17 protein-coding genes and 1 tRNA gene are annotated in these 18,368 nt (G+C 64.6%); 12 read left to right on the forward strand and 6 right to left on the reverse strand.

From position 1 onward, the window contains the following. Positions 1-515, reverse strand: a 515-nt coding sequence (locus P4U43_RS05755; RefSeq protein ID WP_404800708.1) for a diaminopimelate decarboxylase family protein, incomplete at its 3' end; no start/stop codon positions are given. A 1-nt stretch (position 516) separates the two neighbouring features. Then, the gene (gene argS, locus P4U43_RS05760; RefSeq protein ID WP_277357860.1) at positions 517-2,157 is read right to left on the reverse strand and encodes an arginine--tRNA ligase; all 1,641 of its coding nucleotides are present in this window, start codon (positions 2,155-2,157) and stop codon (positions 517-519) included. 174 nt (positions 2,158-2,331) lie between these two features. Between argS and P4U43_RS05765 the strand changes: the two genes are divergently transcribed. The 9 genes from P4U43_RS05765 (at position 2,332) to P4U43_RS05805 (ending at position 9,565) form a co-directional block, all read left to right on the forward strand. Next, positions 2,332-2,796: an FMN-binding protein gene (locus P4U43_RS05765; RefSeq protein WP_277357861.1), complete on the forward strand. Its 465-nt coding sequence runs from the start codon at positions 2,332-2,334 to the stop codon at positions 2,794-2,796. Then, entirely contained in the window at positions 2,793-3,662 is an 870-nt protein-coding gene (locus P4U43_RS05770) for an FAD:protein FMN transferase (RefSeq protein ID WP_277357862.1), read from the forward strand. The genes P4U43_RS05765 and P4U43_RS05770 overlap by 4 nt, the downstream gene beginning before the upstream one ends. Continuing rightward, positions 3,663-5,174, forward strand: coding sequence for a ferredoxin--NADP reductase (locus P4U43_RS05775; RefSeq protein WP_277357863.1), 1,512 nt, complete (start codon positions 3,663-3,665; stop codon positions 5,172-5,174). It abuts the gene before it with no gap. A gap of 99 nt (positions 5,175-5,273) precedes the next feature. Further along, a tRNA-Arg gene (locus tag P4U43_RS05780) sits at positions 5,274-5,346 on the forward strand. Between the two features lie 78 nt (positions 5,347-5,424). Next, entirely contained in the window at positions 5,425-6,198 is a 774-nt protein-coding gene (locus P4U43_RS05785; protein WP_277357864.1) for a DUF4129 domain-containing protein, read from the forward strand. After that, complete coding sequence (locus tag P4U43_RS05790; RefSeq protein WP_277357865.1) at positions 6,195-6,698, forward strand: hypothetical protein; 504 nt, start codon at positions 6,195-6,197, stop codon at positions 6,696-6,698. Before P4U43_RS05785 ends, P4U43_RS05790 begins: the two co-directional genes overlap by 4 nt. Continuing rightward, positions 6,695-7,672 (forward strand): AAA family ATPase, encoded by a 978-nt coding sequence (locus tag P4U43_RS05795; RefSeq protein WP_277357866.1) that lies wholly within the window; start codon positions 6,695-6,697, stop codon positions 7,670-7,672. The genes P4U43_RS05790 and P4U43_RS05795 overlap by 4 nt, the downstream gene beginning before the upstream one ends. Beyond that, positions 7,662-9,038 carry a DUF58 domain-containing protein gene (locus P4U43_RS05800; protein ID WP_277357867.1) on the forward strand — a complete coding sequence of 459 codons (1,377 nt, stop codon included), beginning with the start codon at positions 7,662-7,664 and terminating at the stop codon, positions 9,036-9,038. Before P4U43_RS05795 ends, P4U43_RS05800 begins: the two co-directional genes overlap by 11 nt. 8 nt (positions 9,039-9,046) lie before the next feature. Next, on the forward strand, positions 9,047-9,565 hold the full coding sequence (locus P4U43_RS05805; protein WP_277357868.1) for a hypothetical protein: 519 nt from the start codon (positions 9,047-9,049) through the stop codon (positions 9,563-9,565). Here P4U43_RS05805 and P4U43_RS05810 read toward each other — a convergent pair. Continuing rightward, a complete protein-coding gene (locus P4U43_RS05810) occupies positions 9,543-10,124 on the reverse strand; it encodes a DinB family protein (protein WP_277357869.1) in 582 nt (193 codons plus the stop codon). The genes P4U43_RS05805 and P4U43_RS05810 overlap by 23 nt on opposite strands. A gap of 87 nt (positions 10,125-10,211) precedes the next feature. Here P4U43_RS05810 and P4U43_RS05815 point away from each other — a divergent pair, with 87 nt between their 5' ends. From P4U43_RS05815 to hrpA, 3 genes are read left to right on the forward strand one after another with little or no spacing between them, the layout of a single operon-like run. Then, positions 10,212-11,219, forward strand: coding sequence for a helix-turn-helix transcriptional regulator (locus tag P4U43_RS05815; protein ID WP_277357870.1), 1,008 nt, complete (start codon positions 10,212-10,214; stop codon positions 11,217-11,219). A 33-nt stretch (positions 11,220-11,252) separates the two neighbouring features. Beyond that, positions 11,253-11,939, forward strand: a complete 687-nt coding sequence (locus tag P4U43_RS05820) for a DNA alkylation repair protein (RefSeq protein ID WP_277357871.1) — start codon at positions 11,253-11,255, stop codon at positions 11,937-11,939. A 37-nt stretch (positions 11,940-11,976) separates the two neighbouring features. After that, positions 11,977-15,903: an ATP-dependent RNA helicase HrpA gene (gene hrpA, locus P4U43_RS05825; protein WP_277357872.1), complete on the forward strand. Its 3,927-nt coding sequence runs from the start codon at positions 11,977-11,979 to the stop codon at positions 15,901-15,903. A gap of 85 nt (positions 15,904-15,988) precedes the next feature. Here the strand turns inward: hrpA and P4U43_RS05830 are convergent, their stop codons facing one another. From P4U43_RS05830 to P4U43_RS05840, 3 genes are read right to left on the reverse strand one after another with little or no spacing between them, the layout of a single operon-like run. Then, a complete protein-coding gene (locus P4U43_RS05830; RefSeq protein ID WP_277357873.1) occupies positions 15,989-16,414 on the reverse strand; it encodes an HIT family protein in 426 nt (141 codons plus the stop codon). Further along, entirely contained in the window at positions 16,411-17,472 is a 1,062-nt protein-coding gene (locus P4U43_RS05835; protein WP_277357874.1) for an NAD(P)-dependent alcohol dehydrogenase, read from the reverse strand. The genes P4U43_RS05830 and P4U43_RS05835 overlap by 4 nt, the downstream gene beginning before the upstream one ends. A 54-nt stretch (positions 17,473-17,526) precedes the next feature. Next, on the reverse strand, positions 17,527-18,360 hold the full coding sequence (locus tag P4U43_RS05840) for a sulfurtransferase (RefSeq protein WP_277357875.1): 834 nt from the start codon (positions 18,358-18,360) through the stop codon (positions 17,527-17,529). Positions 18,361-18,368: the final 8 nt, after the last annotated feature.

Genomic DNA, 18,368 nt, shown 5'->3' on the forward strand with positions numbered 1-18,368 from the left:
CGGGCCTGGGCGAGCGCGCCGACCCGCTGCAGCTCGTCGAGGCTGTCAACCACGATGCGGCCGACCTCGAGATCGAGCGCACGGTTCAGCTCGGCGTCGGACTTGTTATTGCCGTGGAGTGCCAGCTGGCGTCCCTGCAGGCCGGCGCGTACCGCCACCGACAATTCACCACCGGACGCGGTGTCCAGGCGCAGACCCTCCTCCGATATCCAGTGCGCGACCTCCGAACAGAGGAATGATTTGCCCGCGTAGTAGACGTCCACTCCCCCGCACAGATCGCGGAATGCAGCATTGAATGCATCCCGGAAGTTCCGTGCCCGGGTGCGGAAATCCGTTTCCGATACCACGTACACGGGCGTCCCGAATTTCTCAGCGAGTTCGGTCACAGAAACACCGTCCACGGACACGGCGCCGCTTCGCGTCCTGGTGACAGTGGATGCCCACAACGCCGGGTTGAGCTCGTTGGCGTCAGCCGGGTAGGTAAGCCAGCCGGGAGCCAGAGGTGAGGCGGGCACGCTACATCCGTTCCGGCGCGGAGACGCCCAGCAGATCGAGGCCGTTGGCGAGCACCTGCGTCACGGCGTCATTCAGCCAGAGCCGGGTGCGGTTGGTGTCAGTGACCGGCTCATCACCCAAAGGCGTCACGCGGCAGGCGTCATACCAGCGGTGATACGCACCGGCAATGACCTCAAGATGCCGCGCAACCCGATGCGGCTCACGGAACTTCGCAGCCTGCGCCACAACGGCCGGGTAGGAACCGAGGTGGGCAAGCAGCTCACTGTCCGCCGGCTGGTCGAGGGCACCGGCGTCGAACGCCGAGCGGCCAACTCCGGCGGCGGCCGCGTTGCGTGCCACGGCGCAGGTGCGGGCGTGGGCGTACTGCACGTAGAACACCGGATTTTCGTTGGTGTTCTTCTTCAGCAGCTCCGGATCAAGGGACATCGCCGAATCAGCGGGAGACCTGCCGAGCGAGTACCGCAGCGCGTCCGCTCCCAGCCAGTCGAGGAGATCGCGGAGTTCGATGATGTTTCCGGCGCGCTTGGACAACCGGGCACCATTCACCGAAACCATCTGTCCGATGAGCACCTCGATATTGGCGTCCATGTTGTCTCCGGCGCAGGCGGCGATGGCCTTCAGGCGGCCGATGTAACCGTGGTGATCGGCACCGAGCAGGTAGATCTTCTCGGTGAAACCGCGGTCCTTCTTTGAGAGGTAGTACGCGGCATCCGAAGCGAAGTAGGTCGGCTCGCCGTTGGCGCGGATGAGGACGCGGTCCTTGTCATCGCCAAAATCGGTGGTGCGCAGCCAGACCGCACCGCCGTCGTCGAACACGTGGCCCTGCTCGCGCAGCCGGTCCACCGCCTGTTCAACAGCTCCGCCGGAGTGCAGACCTGTTTCGGAGAAGTAGACATCGAAGTGGACACGGAAAGCCGCCAGGGTCTCCTTGATATCATCCATCTGCGCGCGGTAGGCAATGTCCCGGATTACAGGCAACGCTTCGTCGTCGGGCAGGTCCGCGACCTCGGGGCGCTCAGCGAGCACCGTGCGTCCGAGATCGGCAATGTACTCACCCGGGTAGCCGCCCTCCGGCGTCGGCCGGCCCTTGACGGAAGCCAGCACGGACGCGGCAAAGTTATTCATCTGGGTACCGGCATCGTTGATGTAGTACTCCTTGGTGACATCCGCACCGCTCGCGATCAGCACGCGCGCAAGTGAGTCACCGAGGGCAGCCCAGCGGGTGTGCGCCAGATGCAGCGGGCCGGTGGGGTTCGCAGAGACGAATTCCATATTGATTGTGTGGCCTGCCAGCGCGGAGTTGGTCCCGTACACCGGGCCCGCCTCAACGATGTTCCGCGCCAATTCCCCGGCGGCGGCTGCGTCCACTCGGATGTTGAGGAATCCCGGACCCGCGATTTCCACGGAGGCAACGCCGTCGAGCGCGTCCAGGCGGCCCTTGAGCAGTTCCGCGAACGCACGCGGATTCATTCCGGCCTTCTTCGACAGCTGCAGCGCGATATTGGTGGCCCAGTCCCCATGCTCGCGGCTCTTGGGCCGCTCAACCCGCACCTCTGAGGGCAGCTCCACATCGATCTCGCCGGCAGCGACGGCGTCTTTCAGGCATGAGGAGATTGCGGAGGAGAGTTCTTCGGGAGTCACTCATCCAGCATAACGGCGCGGGTCTAATCCCCCGGATTCTGTGACGGACGCCTTACTCGGGGTTCATCCATACCGTGGCCCATCCGGAGTACTGCACTGAACCGAATCAAGTTCGCTAGCGTTGTACTTCGAGCGCAGACCGGCCCCAGCTGCGTCTGAAACCAAGGAGATTCTGTGACCCCCGCCGTAAACAAGCCATACCAGCGCTGGGCCCTGACGGGGCTCGCCGCCGTTTCCCTCCTGGGGTCGGCTGCCTGTGCTGCCAGCCCGACGCCGGCACCGGGCGCAGGTGGGGATGCCGCCAACGCAGCGGAACCGGACACCGCGGGGTCCGCAACCGGCGACTACGCCGACGGCACGTACTCGGCCACCGGCTCCTACCAGACCCCGGGCGGTGAGGAGGAGATCGGAGTAACGGTCACGCTCGCATCGGGCAGTGTCAGCGACGTACAGACAGAGCCGATGCCGAGCAATCCCACCACGGAGCTCTACCAGGGCAAATTCAGCAGCGGCATCGCGGAACAAGTCGTCGGAATGCCGCTCAGTGAACTGAACGTTGACAAAGTGTCCGGATCATCCCTGACCAGCGGCGGATTCAGCGACGCCATCGAGCAGATCAAGGGCGAAGCCGCACAGTGAGCCCCGCGGGCCAGTGGCAGCGGTTCAGCTTCGACGCCATCGGCACCGCCTGGCACATCGACACCCCTGCGGAGTTGTCGGCGAACGCGCTCGCCGTCGTCGTCCTTGCCGTTGAACAGTACGACGCCGTCTACTCCCGTTTTCGACCCGACTCACTCGTAGCGGCGCTCGCCGGGGGCGGCAGCATCACCCTTCCGCCGTCCGGTGAGGCGCTGGGCGATCTCTACCGGATGCTCTACCGGCTCACGACTGGCGCCATGTCTCCCCTGGTGGGAGGGTCCCTTGAACAACTGGGGTACGACGCCGGCTACTCCTTTGTGCCGCACGGCGGACCTGTGCCGGCGGCTGTCTGGGACGAGCAGTTCGAGTGGAGCGGGAGCACAATCCGGTCCGAGCGCCCGGTGACCCTGGATGTCGGCGCGGCCGGTAAAGGACAACTCGTTGACCTCGTGTCCACAGCACTGCACGACGCAGGCTACCCGGAGCACACCATTGACGCCGGCGGGGACATGCTGCACCGGGGGCCCACGCCGCTGCGGGTCGCCCTGGAGCACCCGTACACCGCTGATTCGGCGATCGGCGTGGTGGACCTCCAGGACCGCGCGCTGTGCGCATCCGCGTCCAACCGCCGCCGCTGGGCGGACGGCCTGCACCATGTCCTTGATGCCACAACCGGGCAATGCGTGGATACAGTGGTGGCTACCTGGGTACTGGCTGACGACGCGATGGTTGCGGACGCTCTCGCCACTGCCCTTTTCCTTGTTCCACCCGAGGTACTGCTGGCCGAGTTCGACTTCGACTACGTCCGGATCAGCTCCGAGGGACGCGCGCAGTATTCCCTATCCCTGGCAGGAGCGTTGTTCTAGATGGCCGGACGGCTGAAGTGGCTTAGCAGGTTCGACACGTTCCTCGGCCGCGCCACCATGTATCGGCTCGTACTGATCCTGCTGCTGATCCTGGCGGCGTACGCGTTTATCCTCTCTGCCCTCGGGCTTCTTGCCTTCACACCGGCGGAACTCGGCGTGACCTTTGCCACCGCTGTTATCACCTCGTGGGGCGGCACGCGCGTCATGGCGATGATGCTTCGTGCGCGCCCGCACACGGAATCCTCAGTCATCACCGGCCTGCTGCTCTTTTTCGTGATGTTCCCCTCTGACGACGCCAGCGGTGTGGCCGGAATTGCGCTGGCGGGGCTCCTGGCGTCCGCGTCGAAATACCTCATCGTCGTCCGCGGGCGGCACATCTTCAATCCGGCCGCGTTCGGAGCAGTGGCGGTAACGCTGCTGGGCCTTGGCGCCGCAGCCTGGTGGGCAGCCAATCCCGCCATGCTGCCGCTCGTGCTCCTCGCCACGCTCCTGATCCTCTACCGGACGCGGAAACTTCCGATGGGAGCCGTCTTCATCGTCCTCGCCGTCGGCATCCTGGTGGTGCGCCTCGCCGCCGGCGGCACTGATCCTGCCGCTGCCCTGCAGTTGGTCTTTGTGTCGTACCCCGTGCTTTTCCTGCTCGGTTTCATGCTGACCGAACCGCTGACCCTCCCGCCCCGGCGCTGGCAGCAGTTGCTCGTTGCGGGCGTCGTCGCAGTAGTACTGGCGCTGCAGATCAGTATCCCGCCGGTGTTCCTCGGGCCGGAGTACGCCCTGCTGATCGGAAACGCCGTCGCTTTCGGCATGGGCCAGCGGCGGCGCATCCGCCTGCGTTTCGAGGGATCGCGGCAGTTGACCCCGACCAGCGCGGAGGTCTCCTTCATTCCGGACAAACCCGTCCGGTTCGAACCCGGCCAGTACATGGAACTCACCCTTCCGCATGCGCGGGCGGACCGGCGCGGCTTCCGCCGCATCTTCAGTATCAGTTCAGCGTCCGACGACGGAACGGTCCGTTTTGGCCTGCGACTCTCGGACCCGCCCAGTTCCTTCAAGGCAGCACTGCTGAATCTCAGGCCCGGCGCTCACGTCGATGCAACGAGTGTTGCGGGTGACTTCCTCCTTCCTGCCGATCCGTCAGTGCCGCTGATGCTGTTCGCAGGAGGTATCGGCGTCACGCCGTTCCTCAGCCAACTGCGCTCGCCTGCAGGAGCAGAACGCGACATCATCCTCATCTATGTTGTGAGCGCGCCGGACGAGCTCGGCCATGTCGACGAGCTGGCCAACTTCCGGGTGGTGCTGTTTTGTCCCGGAGAGCCGGGACCACTGCCCGCTGCCTGGACGCACGGCGGCGGAAGCTTCCCCAGCGCCGATGAACTGCGCTCCCTTGTTCCGGACCTTGACCGGCGGCGCGTCTATCTGTCGGGTTCCCCGAGTACTCTCGCGCGGGCCAAACCCGTCATCCGCGACGCCGGCGGCAGGTCCATCCGAACCGACGCTTTCCTCGGTTACTAGCGCTTTTCCGGCACTGCCGGCAGGGGTTTCGTTCCGCCAACTTTTCCCTGCTAAGCTTCATAAGTCCCTTTCGACCAGCGGTTAACACCGGTTGGCCGTGCCCTCGTAGCTCAGGGGATAGAGCGTCTGCCTCCGGAGCAGAAGGTCGTAGGTTCGAATCCTATCGAGGGCACTTTTCGTAGCTGCCGGGCTCCCGGACAGAGCGCACCACCTAGACTGATCCCACGGACGAGTTACGCGGGAGGCCTTGATGCAGGTGCGCAGATTCGCCGCAGTGCGCGCCGAACCCCTCCTGCTTTTCGGCATCCTGACCTTGCTCCTTGTTATGGTCGCGGCCGGTTTCGTTGGCCCGCTGAGCGCTGTGGCTCCTGATCTGGAGCTGAACAATGGCGCCCTTCTTCCCACCGCTGAGCCCACCCCCTCCAGCACGGAGTCTGCACAGGACGAGTCGCGGGAGCTTCCTGATGCAACGGGTTCCTCGCTGCCTGTTGTGATCTTCACGATCGTTCTGCTCGTCTGCACCTTCTACCTCGTTTCCTTCCTGGTATCCCTTCGCCGCGAGAGGTTGCCGTACGCGGACCAGGTTGACTACGTGCATGATTCCAGCGCTGCCGGGAGTCGGGAGGCTGACCGGGGCGTCGTCGTCGACGGTCTCGCGCGCGCCGAAGCAGAACTGTATGGGCCAGCCGATTCGAGGAACGCGGCCGTTGCCTGCTGGCTCGCGCTTGAGCGCGCAACTTCGGCTGCCGGCCTGCCGCGAATACGCCAGGAAACGACGTCGGAATATGCCGGACGGGTACTCACGGCTTTCAGCGCACCGGCGGCCCACGTCGCTGTTCTGCGTCGCCTCTACGACCGGGCCCGGTTCGGCGTCAACGCCGGCGCCCGGATGACTGAAGAAGACCTTGACAGCGCACGGACGAGCCTCGCTGCCATCAGTGCGGCCGTCAGTAATCACGATCCGGCAGCTCGCCGGCCCGGCCGGCCAACGCTCCGTCCTTCGGTACGGAGGGATTACCCGTGACCGCGGGACAGTGGAGGGTAACCGCCCTGCTTGTGGTGCTCGCCCTCGCGTCCTCGATCTTCCTCACCCTCGATCCTGCGCACGCCGCGGTCCTGGTGACAGCGGCATTCACGGCCGGTGCGGTGAACGGCATCCTTGACAACCTTGACGCCGATCGCCTGCCTGCCTTGAGCACGCGGCCGCGGTCGAAAGGTTTGGCCGAGGTGCAGGCACTCGAATTTTCGCTGTCCGGCTCCCGATCCGGGCTGGGCGCGCGCGCGGTCAACCAGTTGGCCGACGTGGCAGCTCGAGTGCTTGAATCGCGGCGGATGGACCCTTCCACCATTGGAGGACCGCTTGGTACCCTCCTCGCTGCCCGGCGGGGAACGGACCCGTCAGCCGTGATTGACACAGGGGTGTTCGACGCCGCAATGGACCAGCTGGAGCAGCTGGTCCTGGCGGGTCCGGGCCAGCTGCCCGATTCCCGCCAGGTCCCCCAACCACCGAAGGATTATCTATGACGCGAGGCCTCCCGCCTGAAGAAGCCGCAGCTCGATGCGGGAACGTCCTGAGCGAGATCGGAACCGTGGTGGTCGGAATGGACACCACGCTCAAACTCACACTTGGAGCGGTTCTCGCAGGCGGGCACGTCTTGTTCGAGGACCTGCCCGGACTCGGCAAGACGCTCGCCGCAAAAACCATGGCGCAGGCTTTGGGACTGGAATTCCGACGACTGCAGTGCACGCCGGACCTGCTGCCCTCCGACGTCACGGGTTCCTCCATCTTCGACCCGGCCGAACGCCGGTTCGACTTCGTGCCCGGTCCCGTCTTCACCAATCTGCTGCTGGCGGACGAGATCAACCGCACCTCACCCAAGACGCAATCAGCACTCCTGGAAGCCATGGCCGAAGCCCAGGTGTCGGTCGAGGGCCGCACCCTTGTCCTCGATCAGCCATTCCACGTATTCGCTACTGCTAATCCGATTGAATTCGAGGGCACTTATCCCTTACCCGAGGCGCAGCTGGACCGGTTCCTCATCCGTGTCGACGTCGGCTATCCGCAGCCGTCGGCCGAGCAGGACATCATTCGCCGCCGCCTCGCCCGGGGCACGGAGGCCACCGCTGTACGCACCGTGCTGAAGCCCGGCGAACTCCTGGAGCTTCAATGGGCGGTCAACCGCGTTGACGTCGATCCCGACGTCATTGACTATGCGGTACGGGTCACCGCCGCGACCCGCACGCACGATGCCGTCGATGTGGGAGCCTCCCCTCGCGGTTCACAGGCGCTGGTCCTGCTGGGGCGTGCGTTGGCGCTCATGGACGGCCGGGCGTTTGTCCTTCCCGAGGACATCAAGCTGGGAACCAAACCCGTACTTGCACACCGGTTGACCCTGACGCCCGGTTCATGGGCACGCGGCATACGGGCAGTGGACGTCGTTGCAGAAGTTGTGGACCGGGTGGCTACTCCAACCACCGCGTCGGCCCATGAGCGGTAAGGGCGGCTTCCGCCCCGGAGGTCAGTGGAGTCTCGCCTCGATCACCATGATGGTGTGCGTCGTCGTCGGGCTGTTCATGGGCCGGCCAGACGTCGTCGTGCTTGGTCTTCCCCTCGCTTTTGCCGCCGCCTCAGGGTGGAGCGCACTCCGGCCGCCGCCGGCCGGTCAGGCACGATCCTCCGCTGGTATGGAGGCAACGACGTTCGGGATCGAGCCGGACCCTGGAGAGTCCGACGAGGGACGCCGCACCTTCCGCGTGGCCTCCGGCGGTCCAAGCGGCATCGCGCTGATTCAGGCCGCTGCCGCGGGAGGTCCAGCTGTCTCCGCCCTTGTGCTTCTCGGCGGGCCATTCGCTGTTTCGGTTCCCGTTCCGCGGTCAGGCCGAGCGAGGGTGCTCACGGTCGGGGCGGCCGCGCTGACCCTTGACGGCGTCATGCGTCAGGAGGCCCGGGAGCTTGAGCCCGTGCGGCTGACCGTTCTGCCGCGGGTTCGCGAAGCCAGGCTGCTTCCACTGCCTCACCGTCTGCAGGGCCGCACCGGCGAGCATACCTCTCGAAGCATCGGAGACGGCGGGGAGCTTCGGAGCATTGACGAGTTCCGTCCCGGGGACCAGCTGCGACGCATCGACTGGCGGGCAACGGCCCGCCAGTCAGCGAATGAAGACCGCCTCTTCGTCCGCCGCTCCTACGCCCGCTCCGAAGCGGGCGTCCACCTCGTTCTGGATACGGCACACGACTATCCCGCCCGGCTCCGCGCCTGGTTCCCGCTGCGCACTGAACCTGTGAACGCGCTCAGCTCGCTCCACCTCGCGCGGGAAGCAGCAACACTGCTCGCCGCGTCCTATCTTGCTGCGGGTGACCGGGTAGGGCTGAACGATCTCTCCGCCAGGCATTGGCCCGTGCGGGCCACGGGCGGGCACCGGCAGCTTGAACTGATCCGCACCCAGCTCGCCCTGATGACGGCGTCCGGACGGCCCGAGCAGTCCTCACGCGATCCCGGCGCGCCGGCAGGTTCCCTCATCTACGTGATGAGCACGTTTACTGACGAGGAACCGGCGAGACTCATGGGGTTGTGGCAGGCGGCAGGTCACCGGGTCATCGGTGTGGACATTCTTCCAGCGCTGGAAGGCAGCGCCGTTTCCCCTTCCGGCCGCCGGGCCTCGTGCCTCGTGCTGCTAAGACGCCGCGAAGTGATGAATGCTGTGGCGGTGTCCGGGATGGCGGTTCTTGGCTACCGCGGCGGAGGATCGATCGCCGCGGGCGGCGCGTTGGACTCGATTCCCGGACAACTTCCCCTCGAAACGGGGTTGGCGTCGCTGCGTCGGCCGACCGGGAGCTACCGGTCCGCGGTAGGCGGACCGGTATGAGTGGCAGGTTGAGTACACGCCCGCCGGAGGCCGACCGATCGCTGAATATCGGCCCCTCATTTTCGGCGGGTTGGCTGCGGATCTTCGCCTTCGCACTGTCTGCCGTGCTCGGTCTGTCGCTATGGCAGAACACTGCCCTGGTACTTCTGCCGCTGGCTTTCTTCGCGGCTTCGGTGCTGGTTCCATTCGTCCTGCTACCTCTTGGATCACTCCTGTTGATCGTCGGCAGCTATGCGGCGATCGTTCCGAGTGGATCCTGGGCGGTCTTCCCTTATGCCGCCGGACTCCATCTGCTTTTCGTGTGTTACGCCCTGCTGCTCGGCATCCCGCGACGGACAGACCTGAGCACAGCGGCGGCGCTGAAGTTCCTTGTTCGCGCCGGGAAGATTCAGATGCTTGTGCAGCCGGCGGCGGCCGTCGCCCTGCTCGTGCAGGACGCCGGAACTCAACCGGTGCTCGTCACTATCGCCTGCATTGTCCTGGCAGCGTGGACGTTCTGGCTGGTCAGGACGTTGCGGCGAATCTAGCATCCCTGCCAAGTCCATGCGCCCAAAGGTCCCGCAGCAGCGCGATCTCGGCAAGATGATGGATCATCTCACGGTTGATGTGCTGTATGAGCGCAGCCATGGGAGCCTCTGCAAACGGACCTTCGGCAGGTCCCACCGGCCGCTCCAGGGCATCGGGTGACAGTGCGGACACAGCACTGTGCCAGTGCGCGTACATGCCGTCCAATTGTTCGAGAGCCGCGACAGCTGTACCCGGGTACTCATACGTTTCGTAGCTGACCGGCACACCGCCGAAGTGCGACTCCAGCCGCCCTCCCAGCACGCCGACCAGGATGTGGCCAAGCCGCCAGGCAATGGTGGTGACTGGAGCCGGCGCCGGTTCAGGAACGGCAAAGTCGATCGTATAGTCTCCGCTGCCGACCTGCAGCGGTGCTGTGCCCGTGCCGCGCGGCCTCACGCTCCAGCTACCGGGTACGGGCTCCCAGAAGTACTCGTCATCACCCAGCCCTTCCAATCGTGGCCGCGCGTGATTCTTCCAGTGCCATTGAAGCTGGTCGGTCAGCTCCCTGCGAATGTCCATTGATATTTCCTTCCGTGCGTGGGGACCATTCCAGTGTAGAAAGCATTGCGGACAGCAACTGTCCGCATGGATCGGTACCGTGGTGTCATGTTGGAAACCTCGGCGCGGCTGCTGCAGCTTCTTTCCCTGCTTCAACTCCGGCGCGAGTGGACTGGGCCTGCCCTCGCGGAGCGGATGTCCGTCACCGAGCGCACCGTCCGCAGGGACATCGGCAAGCTGCGCACCCTCGGTTACCCTATTCACGCTTCCCCGGGCATCGCCGGCGGATACCAGTTGGGCGCGGGTGCCCAACTGCCTCCGCTGCTCCTCGATGATGACGAAGCCCTCGCCGTTGCCATCGGCTTGAGTGCCGTCACAGCGAGTCCTGTCTCGGGCCTCGGTGAAGCGTCGGTGAGAGCCCTCACCAAGTTGGAACAGGTCCTTCCCGGCAGGCTACGGCCGAAGTTCGCCGGACTGCGGACCGCCGTCACCCGGATGGCTGCGGTCAGCACACCGGTCAATCCGGAAGTGCTCACTGCTTTCTCAGCCGCCATTACGGAGCGTCGGGTGGTGGTCTTCCGGTATGAACGCCATGACGGTGAATCTTCCCGCCGGGTCGTTGAGCCGGTTCGTCTGGTGGACACCGGCCGCCGGTGGTATCTCGTGGCGTGGGACACCGGCCGGCAGGACTGGCGGACGTTCCGCGTGGACCGGTGCCGGAGCGTGCCCTCGCCCCGGGACAGATTTCCCGGACGTCCCCTTCCTGCCAGCGATCTTGCCGGCTACGTGCAAAAATCCATCACACGTTCGCCGTACAGCCATGACGTGGTGGTTCGGATTCACGCCTCTGTTGCAGATGTCAGCCAGTTGGTCCCGCCCAATATCGCTGAACTCGAGGACGACGCCGGACGCACCATTATGCGGTTCGGCGCAGATTCGCTCGAATGGCCTCTGATGCATGTCGCGGCTCTTGGCTTCGATTTTGACATCCTCGAACCTCTCGCACTCCAGGAACACGCCATCACCGTTGCCGCGCGGCTGATCCACGCGGCCGGACCCGCCGCCCACGCCACGGCGCCCGGTGACGGTCATGGCCCAGTTTCACGTTCGTCATAGGCTGGATCCGGCACACAAGGACAGGAGACCACCATGGTTGAAGCAAAGCACGCGGAGACGACGGTCGATGAGGTAATGGCCGAGCTTGCCGCGCTCGAGGACCCGAAGATGCGCGCGGTGAACCTCAGGCACGGCGATGACCACGGAGTGAACCTCAGCAAGCTGCGTGCGCTCGCCAAGCGCCTGAAGACGCAGGAGGTGCTGGCCTCTCAGCTCTGGGAGACAGACGACACCGCAGCGAGGCTCCTCGCGATTCTGATCTGCCGCCCCAAAACACTCCGACCGGATGAGCTGGATACGATGCTGCGCACGGCACGCGCACCCAAAGTCGAGGACTGGCTCATCAGCTACGTGGTGAAGAAGAATCCGCACGCGGAGGATCTGCGCCTCACCTGGTTTGCTGATCCGGATCCGGTGGTCGCCGGCGCAGGCTGGGCGCTGACCGCGGACCGGGTGGCGAAGAACCCCGATGGGCTTGACCTGCCGGTTCTTCTGGATGTCATCGAGACGGAGATGAAGAACGCACCGGACCGCCTGCAGTGGGCCATGAATACCTGCCTGGCCCAGATCGGGATCGCACACCCCGAACACCGCACCAGGGCGCTGGAGATCGGCGAGCGGCTGGAGGTGCTGAAGGACTACCCGACCTCCCCCGGCTGCACCTCGCCGTTCGCACCCGCATGGATCAACGAAATGGTGCGTCGACAGGAGGCCGGATAGGGCAGCCGGATGGCTCCGAGTAAACTTTGAAGCAATCATGTCCCTGACAATCACTTACCCTGCCCAGCTCCCGGTCTCGGAACGGCGGGCAGACATCATGGCTGCCATCGCGGCGAACCAGGTCACCATCATCGCCGGCGAAACGGGCTCGGGAAAAACCACGCAGATTCCCAAGATGTGCCTGGAACTCGGCCTTGGCCGGTCCGGAATGATCGGCCATACCCAGCCCCGCCGCCTTGCGGCCCGTACGGTTGCCGAACGCATCGCCGAGGAACTGGACGTCAGGCTCGGGGAGGAAGTCGGCTACCAGGTCCGGTTCACCGGAGAGGTGGGCCGGAGCACGCGCATCAAGCTGATGACGGACGGTATCCTGCTCGCCGAGATCCAGCATGACAAGCTGCTGAAGAAGTACAGCACCATCATCATCGACGAGGCCCATGAGCGCAGCCTCAATATCGACTTCATCCTGGGCTACCTCAAGCGCATCCTGCCCAAGCGCCCCGACCTGAAGCTCATCATCACTTCGGCCACCATCGATCCGCAGCGCTTCGCAAACCACTTCGCGGCGGATGAGGCTGCGCCGAATAAACAGCCAGCGCCTATCATCGAGGTGTCCGGGCGGACCTACCCGGTGGAGATTCGTTACCGCCCGCTCAGCCAACCCGCCGGTGACACAGGGTCTGACGCTGAGCTCGGCGCACAGGACGAGCTTGAGGAAGACCGCGACCCACTGGACGCTGTGTGCGACGCCGTTGACGAGCTTGCCCGTGAAGCGCCCGGCGACATCCTGGTCTTCTTTTCCGGCGAGCGCGAGATTCGGGATGCAGCCGATGCACTCCGCGCGCGTGTGCAGGTGAACCCGCGGCTTCGTGGCACGGAGATCCTGCCCCTCTTTGCCCGCCTCTCCCTGCAGGAGCAGCACCAGGTCTTTAAGCCGGGCGGGACGGGACGGCGCATTGTCCTCGCTACCAATGTCGCCGAAACGTCACTGACCGTTCCCGGGATCAAGTACGTCATTGATACCGGAACCGCCCGCATTTCCCGGTATTCGCACCGTACCAAGGTGCAGCGGCTGCCTATTGAGCGGGTGTCGCAGGCCTCTGCGAACCAGCGGTCCGGCCGCTGTGGCCGCGTATCCGACGGCATAGCGATCCGCCTCTACTCCGAGGAGGACTTCGAATCCAGACGCCCCTTCACGGATCCGGAAATTCTCCGTACCAATCTCGCTGCGGTCATCCTTCAAATGACGGCCATGGGAGTGACCCGCGGACCGAAGGACGTCGCAGCCTTCCCCTTTGTGGAGCCACCGGACTCAAAAGCAATCAACGACGGCGTCACGCTCCTTCGCGAGCTCGGCGCGCTTAGCGCGGACGGCAGCATTTCGCCGGTGGGTCGGCAACTGGCCCAACTGCCCGTTGATCCGCGGCTCGGGCGCATGATCGTTGAGGCCGGGCGCCGCGGCTGCACCAAAGAGGTCATGGTCCTGGCTGCGGCACTCACCATCCAGGACCCGAGGGAGCGTCCGCAGCCGGACCAGGCTGCGAAGCTCCAGAGTGCAACCGAAAAACACCGCCGGTTTGCGGATGAGAAGTCAGACTTCACGGGATACCTCAACCTGTGGCGGTACCTGCAGGAGCAGCAGAAGGAACTGTCCTCCACCCAGTTCAGAAAACTGTGCCGCAACGAATTCATCAATTACCTGCGCGTACGCGAGTGGCAGGATCTCTTCGCTCAGCTGCGGCAGCTCGCGAAGCCGCTGGGGATCACACTGGCTCCCAGCGCAGTGGATCCGGTGGGCCGCCATGATGCGATCCACATCAGCATGCTGTCCGGCCTGCTCAGCCACATTGGCCTCTATGATCAGCGCAAGCGCGAATACTCAGGCGCGCGCGGCACCCGCTTTGCCATTTTCCCGGGCAGCGCGCTGTTCAAGAAGAGCCCTGATTGGGTGATGGCCGCGGAGCTGGTGGAAACTTCCCGGCTATGGGCCCGTGTGGTGGCAGCGTTTGATCCTCTCTGGGCCGAGGAGGTGGCGCCGGATCTGGTGAAGCGCAGCTATAGCGAGCCCCATTGGTCCCGCAAAATGGGCTCAGTCATGGCCTATGAGAAGGTCACCCTCTACGGCGTACCGATTGTGCCCCAGCGGCGCATCAACTATGGCCGCATCGACAGGGAGCTGGCCCGCGAGCTCTTCATTCGCCATGCCCTGGTGGAGGGCGACTGGCGCACCCATCACAAGTTCTTCCACCGCAACAAGGCGCGCATCGCCGAGATCGAAGAGATGGAAAACCGGATGCGCCGCCGCGACCTCATGGTGGACGACGAAACACTGTTTGCCTTCTACGATGCCCGCGTGGGGCAGGATGTGGTGTCCGAGCGCCACTTCGACAAGTGGTGGAAGCAGACACGCCAGGACCATCCGGATCTGCTGGACTTCAAGCCCGAGGAACTGCTCAGCCGCGATGCCGACCTTGACGAGACGGCATTTCCGAAGACATGGCACCAGCAGGGCTTTGACCTGCCGCTCCGTTACGAGTTCTCCCCCAACATCCCGGGTGCCTCGGACGGCGTCACGGTGCAGGTGCCCATCCTGTTCCTGAACCAACTGGAGCCTGCCCCTTTCCAGTGGCAGATTCCCGGGTTGCGCGTCGAACTTGTTGCCGCGCTCATCAAATCGCTGCCCAAGCAGGTGCGCAAGAATTTCATTCCCGCACCCGACGTCGCACGGAGCGCCGTCGATGCCCTGCACGCCGATTTCGATCCGGGCAGAGACGCACTTGAGCCATCGCTGGAACTGGCCCTGCGCAGGTTGAAAGGACACATCATTCCCCCGGGGTCCTGGAACCGTAATGCCCTGCCGCCGCACCTCTTGATGAGCTTCGAGGTGGTGGACGGGAACGGCCGCATTCTGGACGAAGACAAGGATCTGCAGGCGCTCCAGGAGCGGCTTGCCGCGCAGACCCGGCGGGCAATCGCCGAATCACTCGGGGCCACCCCTGGATCTGTTCAGCGGATTTCGAAGGCAGCAAGCCGAAAGCAGGAGGCAGCGCCGTCGTCGTCACCGTCAGCGTCGCCAGCGGCCACACCAGGCATCAAGGAGGTCAGCGGCGCAACCGCGTGGACTTTCGGAACTATCCCGCGGGACGTTTCCAGGCTTGTCGGCGGTCACCGGGTGACCGGGTATCCCGCGCTCGTAGCTGAGGATAACGCCGTCGGACTCAGGGTTTTCCCCGACGCCGCCGGGCAGGCAGCTGCCATGCGGGCGGGTGTTATCCGCCTGCTTGCGCTGCGGGTTCCTAGCCCAGCGCGCTACGTCCTTGAGCACCTGAGCAACGCCGAGAAGCTCACGTTCAGCCAGAATCCACACGGCAGTGTCGCGGCGCTGATTGAGGACTGCGCCATCGCGGCCATCGACAAGCTCACGCCCGAGGAGCTGCCGTGGACCGTCAGCGAGTTCGATGCGCTGTACGAGAACGTCCGCGCCGAACTCATCGATACCGTGTTCATCGTTACGGCAACGGTTGAGAAGATCCTCGCAAGTGCACGCAGGATCGAAAAACGACTGAAAGGCACCACGAGTCTGGCGCTCATCACCGCACTCAACGATGTGAAGAGCCAGCTTGAGCAGCTCGTCTTTCCCGGTTTTGTCGCAACGACCGGATACGCGCAATTGACCCATCTGCCGCGGTATCTTGCCGGCATCGAAAGGCGGCTCGAGAAACTGGAGACCAGCGTCCAGCGCGACGGCGTGAATACCGCAGCAGTGCAGCGCCTGGAAGACGAGTACGACGACGCCGTGGCCGCAGTGGCTCCAAACGGACGGCCCGTGCCGCCGGCGTTACGACGGGTTCGCTGGATGCTCGAGGAACTCCGGATCAGCCTGTTCGCCCAGGAGTTGGGAACCGCCTACTCGGTCTCCGAAAAGCGTATCCGGACAGCTTTGGGCGAAGCACTCGCCGCCTGAGAACCGGGAAATTTTGCGCAGCTCCGGCGGGTTCGGCACCCCTCGAACCCGCTGAAGGTGCCCAAAAGTTCGGTTGGTTGAGGGTTCAGTCAGGGACGTTGTCGCCGAACCCTGCGCTTCGCAGGCCCGCGCGGAGCCGTTCCGCATTTTCGTCGAGCTTCGCCGGATCGGGATTATGGTCCACGTTGTGTACGTCAAAGTCAGCCGGGCTCTGCGTCGGCCAGATGTGCACATGCACGTGCGGAATTTCGTAGCCCTCCATGAGCACTCCGATGCGCCGGGAGTGAAAGGCTGACTCCTGAACTTTGGCAATTTTCTGCGCCACATCCATGACCTTGCCGAGCAGGTCCGGGTCCAGGTCCACCCAGTGCGCAACCTCGTGGCGTGGCACCACCATGAGGTGCCCGTCAGTGATGGGCTCTATGGTCAGGAACGCCACCACGTCCTCGTCCTTCCAGACGAACCTGCCCGGGATTTCCCCGGCGATGATCCTGGTGAACAGCGTGCTCATAAGTCCTCCTTCAGCGATCCGGCATCAAGCACGAAGCGGTACTTCACGTCGCCTGCAACCATGCGGTCATACGCGGAGTTGAGCTGGTCAGCAGAAACGAGTTCTATATCCGATGCCACCTGGTGCTCGGCACAAAAATCAAGCATCTCCTGGGTTTCTGCGATACCGCCGATGAGTGAGCCCGCGTACTTGCGTCTCTTCCGGACCAGCAGTCCCGGGTCAACGGCGGGCATCGGGTCCGCCGGCAGCCCGAGCTGGAATAGTGCACCGTCCAGGCGAAGCGCGCGGATCAGGGGGTTCAGCTCATGAGGCGCCGCCACCGTATCGATGACGACGTCAAGCGTGTTGGATACGGCTGCCATGGCGTCCGCATCCCTGGACAACACCACGTGATCCGCTCCCAGTTCGCGTGCGGCGTCCATCTTGCCGGACGAGGTGGTGAAGACCGTCACCTCCGCCCCCATCGCCTTGGCGATCTTCACCGCCAGATGTCCGAGGCCACCGAGCCCGACGACGCCGACAGCGTCACCTTTTTCCACGCCGAAGTGATTCAGCGGCGAGAAGGTGGTGATACCGGCGCACAGCAGCGGCGCAGCGGCGGCAGGGTCCATGGACTCCGGTATCCGGAGAACGTAGCCCTCATTCACGACAATCGAGGTCGAGTAGCCGCCCTGGGTGACTTCACCGTCGCGCCTTCGGTCCGGTGTGCCGTAGGTAGCGGTCATTCCTTTGACGCAGTACTGCTCCAACCCGTCCATACAGCTCTCGCATTCGCGGCATGAGTCCACCATGCAGCCGACTCCCACCCTGGCGCCGACCGCAAAGGACGTCACGGATGCCCCGACCCGGGTGACCCGACCTACAATCTCGTGGCCGGGCACCAGGGGGTAGCGGGCAGTGCCCCATTCGCTGCGGGCTGCATGGACATCCGAGTGGCATAGTCCGCAGTATTCGATGGCGATTTCCACGTCGTCGTGCTCAGGTTCCCTGCGTTCGACGGTTGTGCGTCCCAGTCCGCTGGAGGCCGAGGTGGCAGCGTAGGCGTGTGCGATGCTCATAACGGCTACTCTCTCACGGGCGAACGCCTGCAACCGAGCCCGTCCGGTGCAGGATCAGGGACCGGTGGCCACCGGCAGATCCGCACGCTGGGACCACTGAGACCATGAGCCGGGGTAAAGCGCCGCTTGATAGCCGGCAACCTCAAGCGCGGCGATCTCGTGCGCAGCAGTGATACCGGAGCCGCAATAGACGCCAACCTCTGCTGTCTCGGTAATGCCGAGCGCAGCGAAACGCCGGCGCAGTTCCGGCGGCGGCAGGAATGTGTTTTCCGCCGTGAGGTTCTCGGACGTGGGAGCGCTGGAGGCACCGGGAATGTGCCCGGCCTTCGCATCGACCGGCTCGGTCTCGCCGCGGAAGCGTTCAGACGCCCGGGCATCAAGCAGCACGCCGTTCCCAGCCAGAGCGAGAACGCCGTCGGCCGTCGTCAGGACCGGCATGTGTCCGGAACTCAGGGTGACTTCGCCCAGGCAGTGCTGCTCCTCGCCCCGCTCCGTCTCATACCCGGCCGCCTGCCACGCATTCAGTCCGCCATCGAGTAGATAGACGCTGGTGAGGCCCGCATCGCGAAGCAGCCACCAGAGGCGCGCTGCCGAAAGGTTCCCCTTGTCGTCATAGGCAACAACCACATCGCCGTCGTTGATGCCCCACTGACGGGCCGCCTCCTCGAGCGCGGCCGGTTCGGGCAGCGGGTGCCGTCCCTCCGCTGCTGATGGACGGGAGCACAGCTGCGTTTCAAGGTCAACGTAGACGGCGCCGGGAATGTGAGCTGATCGGTACTGCTCGTGACCGTGGGGGTTGCCCAGCGTCCAGCGAACATCCAGCAGGACGGTCTGCTGACCGGAGGTCATCCGGTTCCGCAGCGCCTGCACGTCCATCAGAGTCTCCATGAAGATCT

It is taken from the genome of Arthrobacter vasquezii (assembly GCF_029455255.1).
GTDB classification, from domain to species: Bacteria; Actinomycetota; Actinomycetes; order Actinomycetales; family Micrococcaceae; genus Arthrobacter_D; species Arthrobacter_D parietis.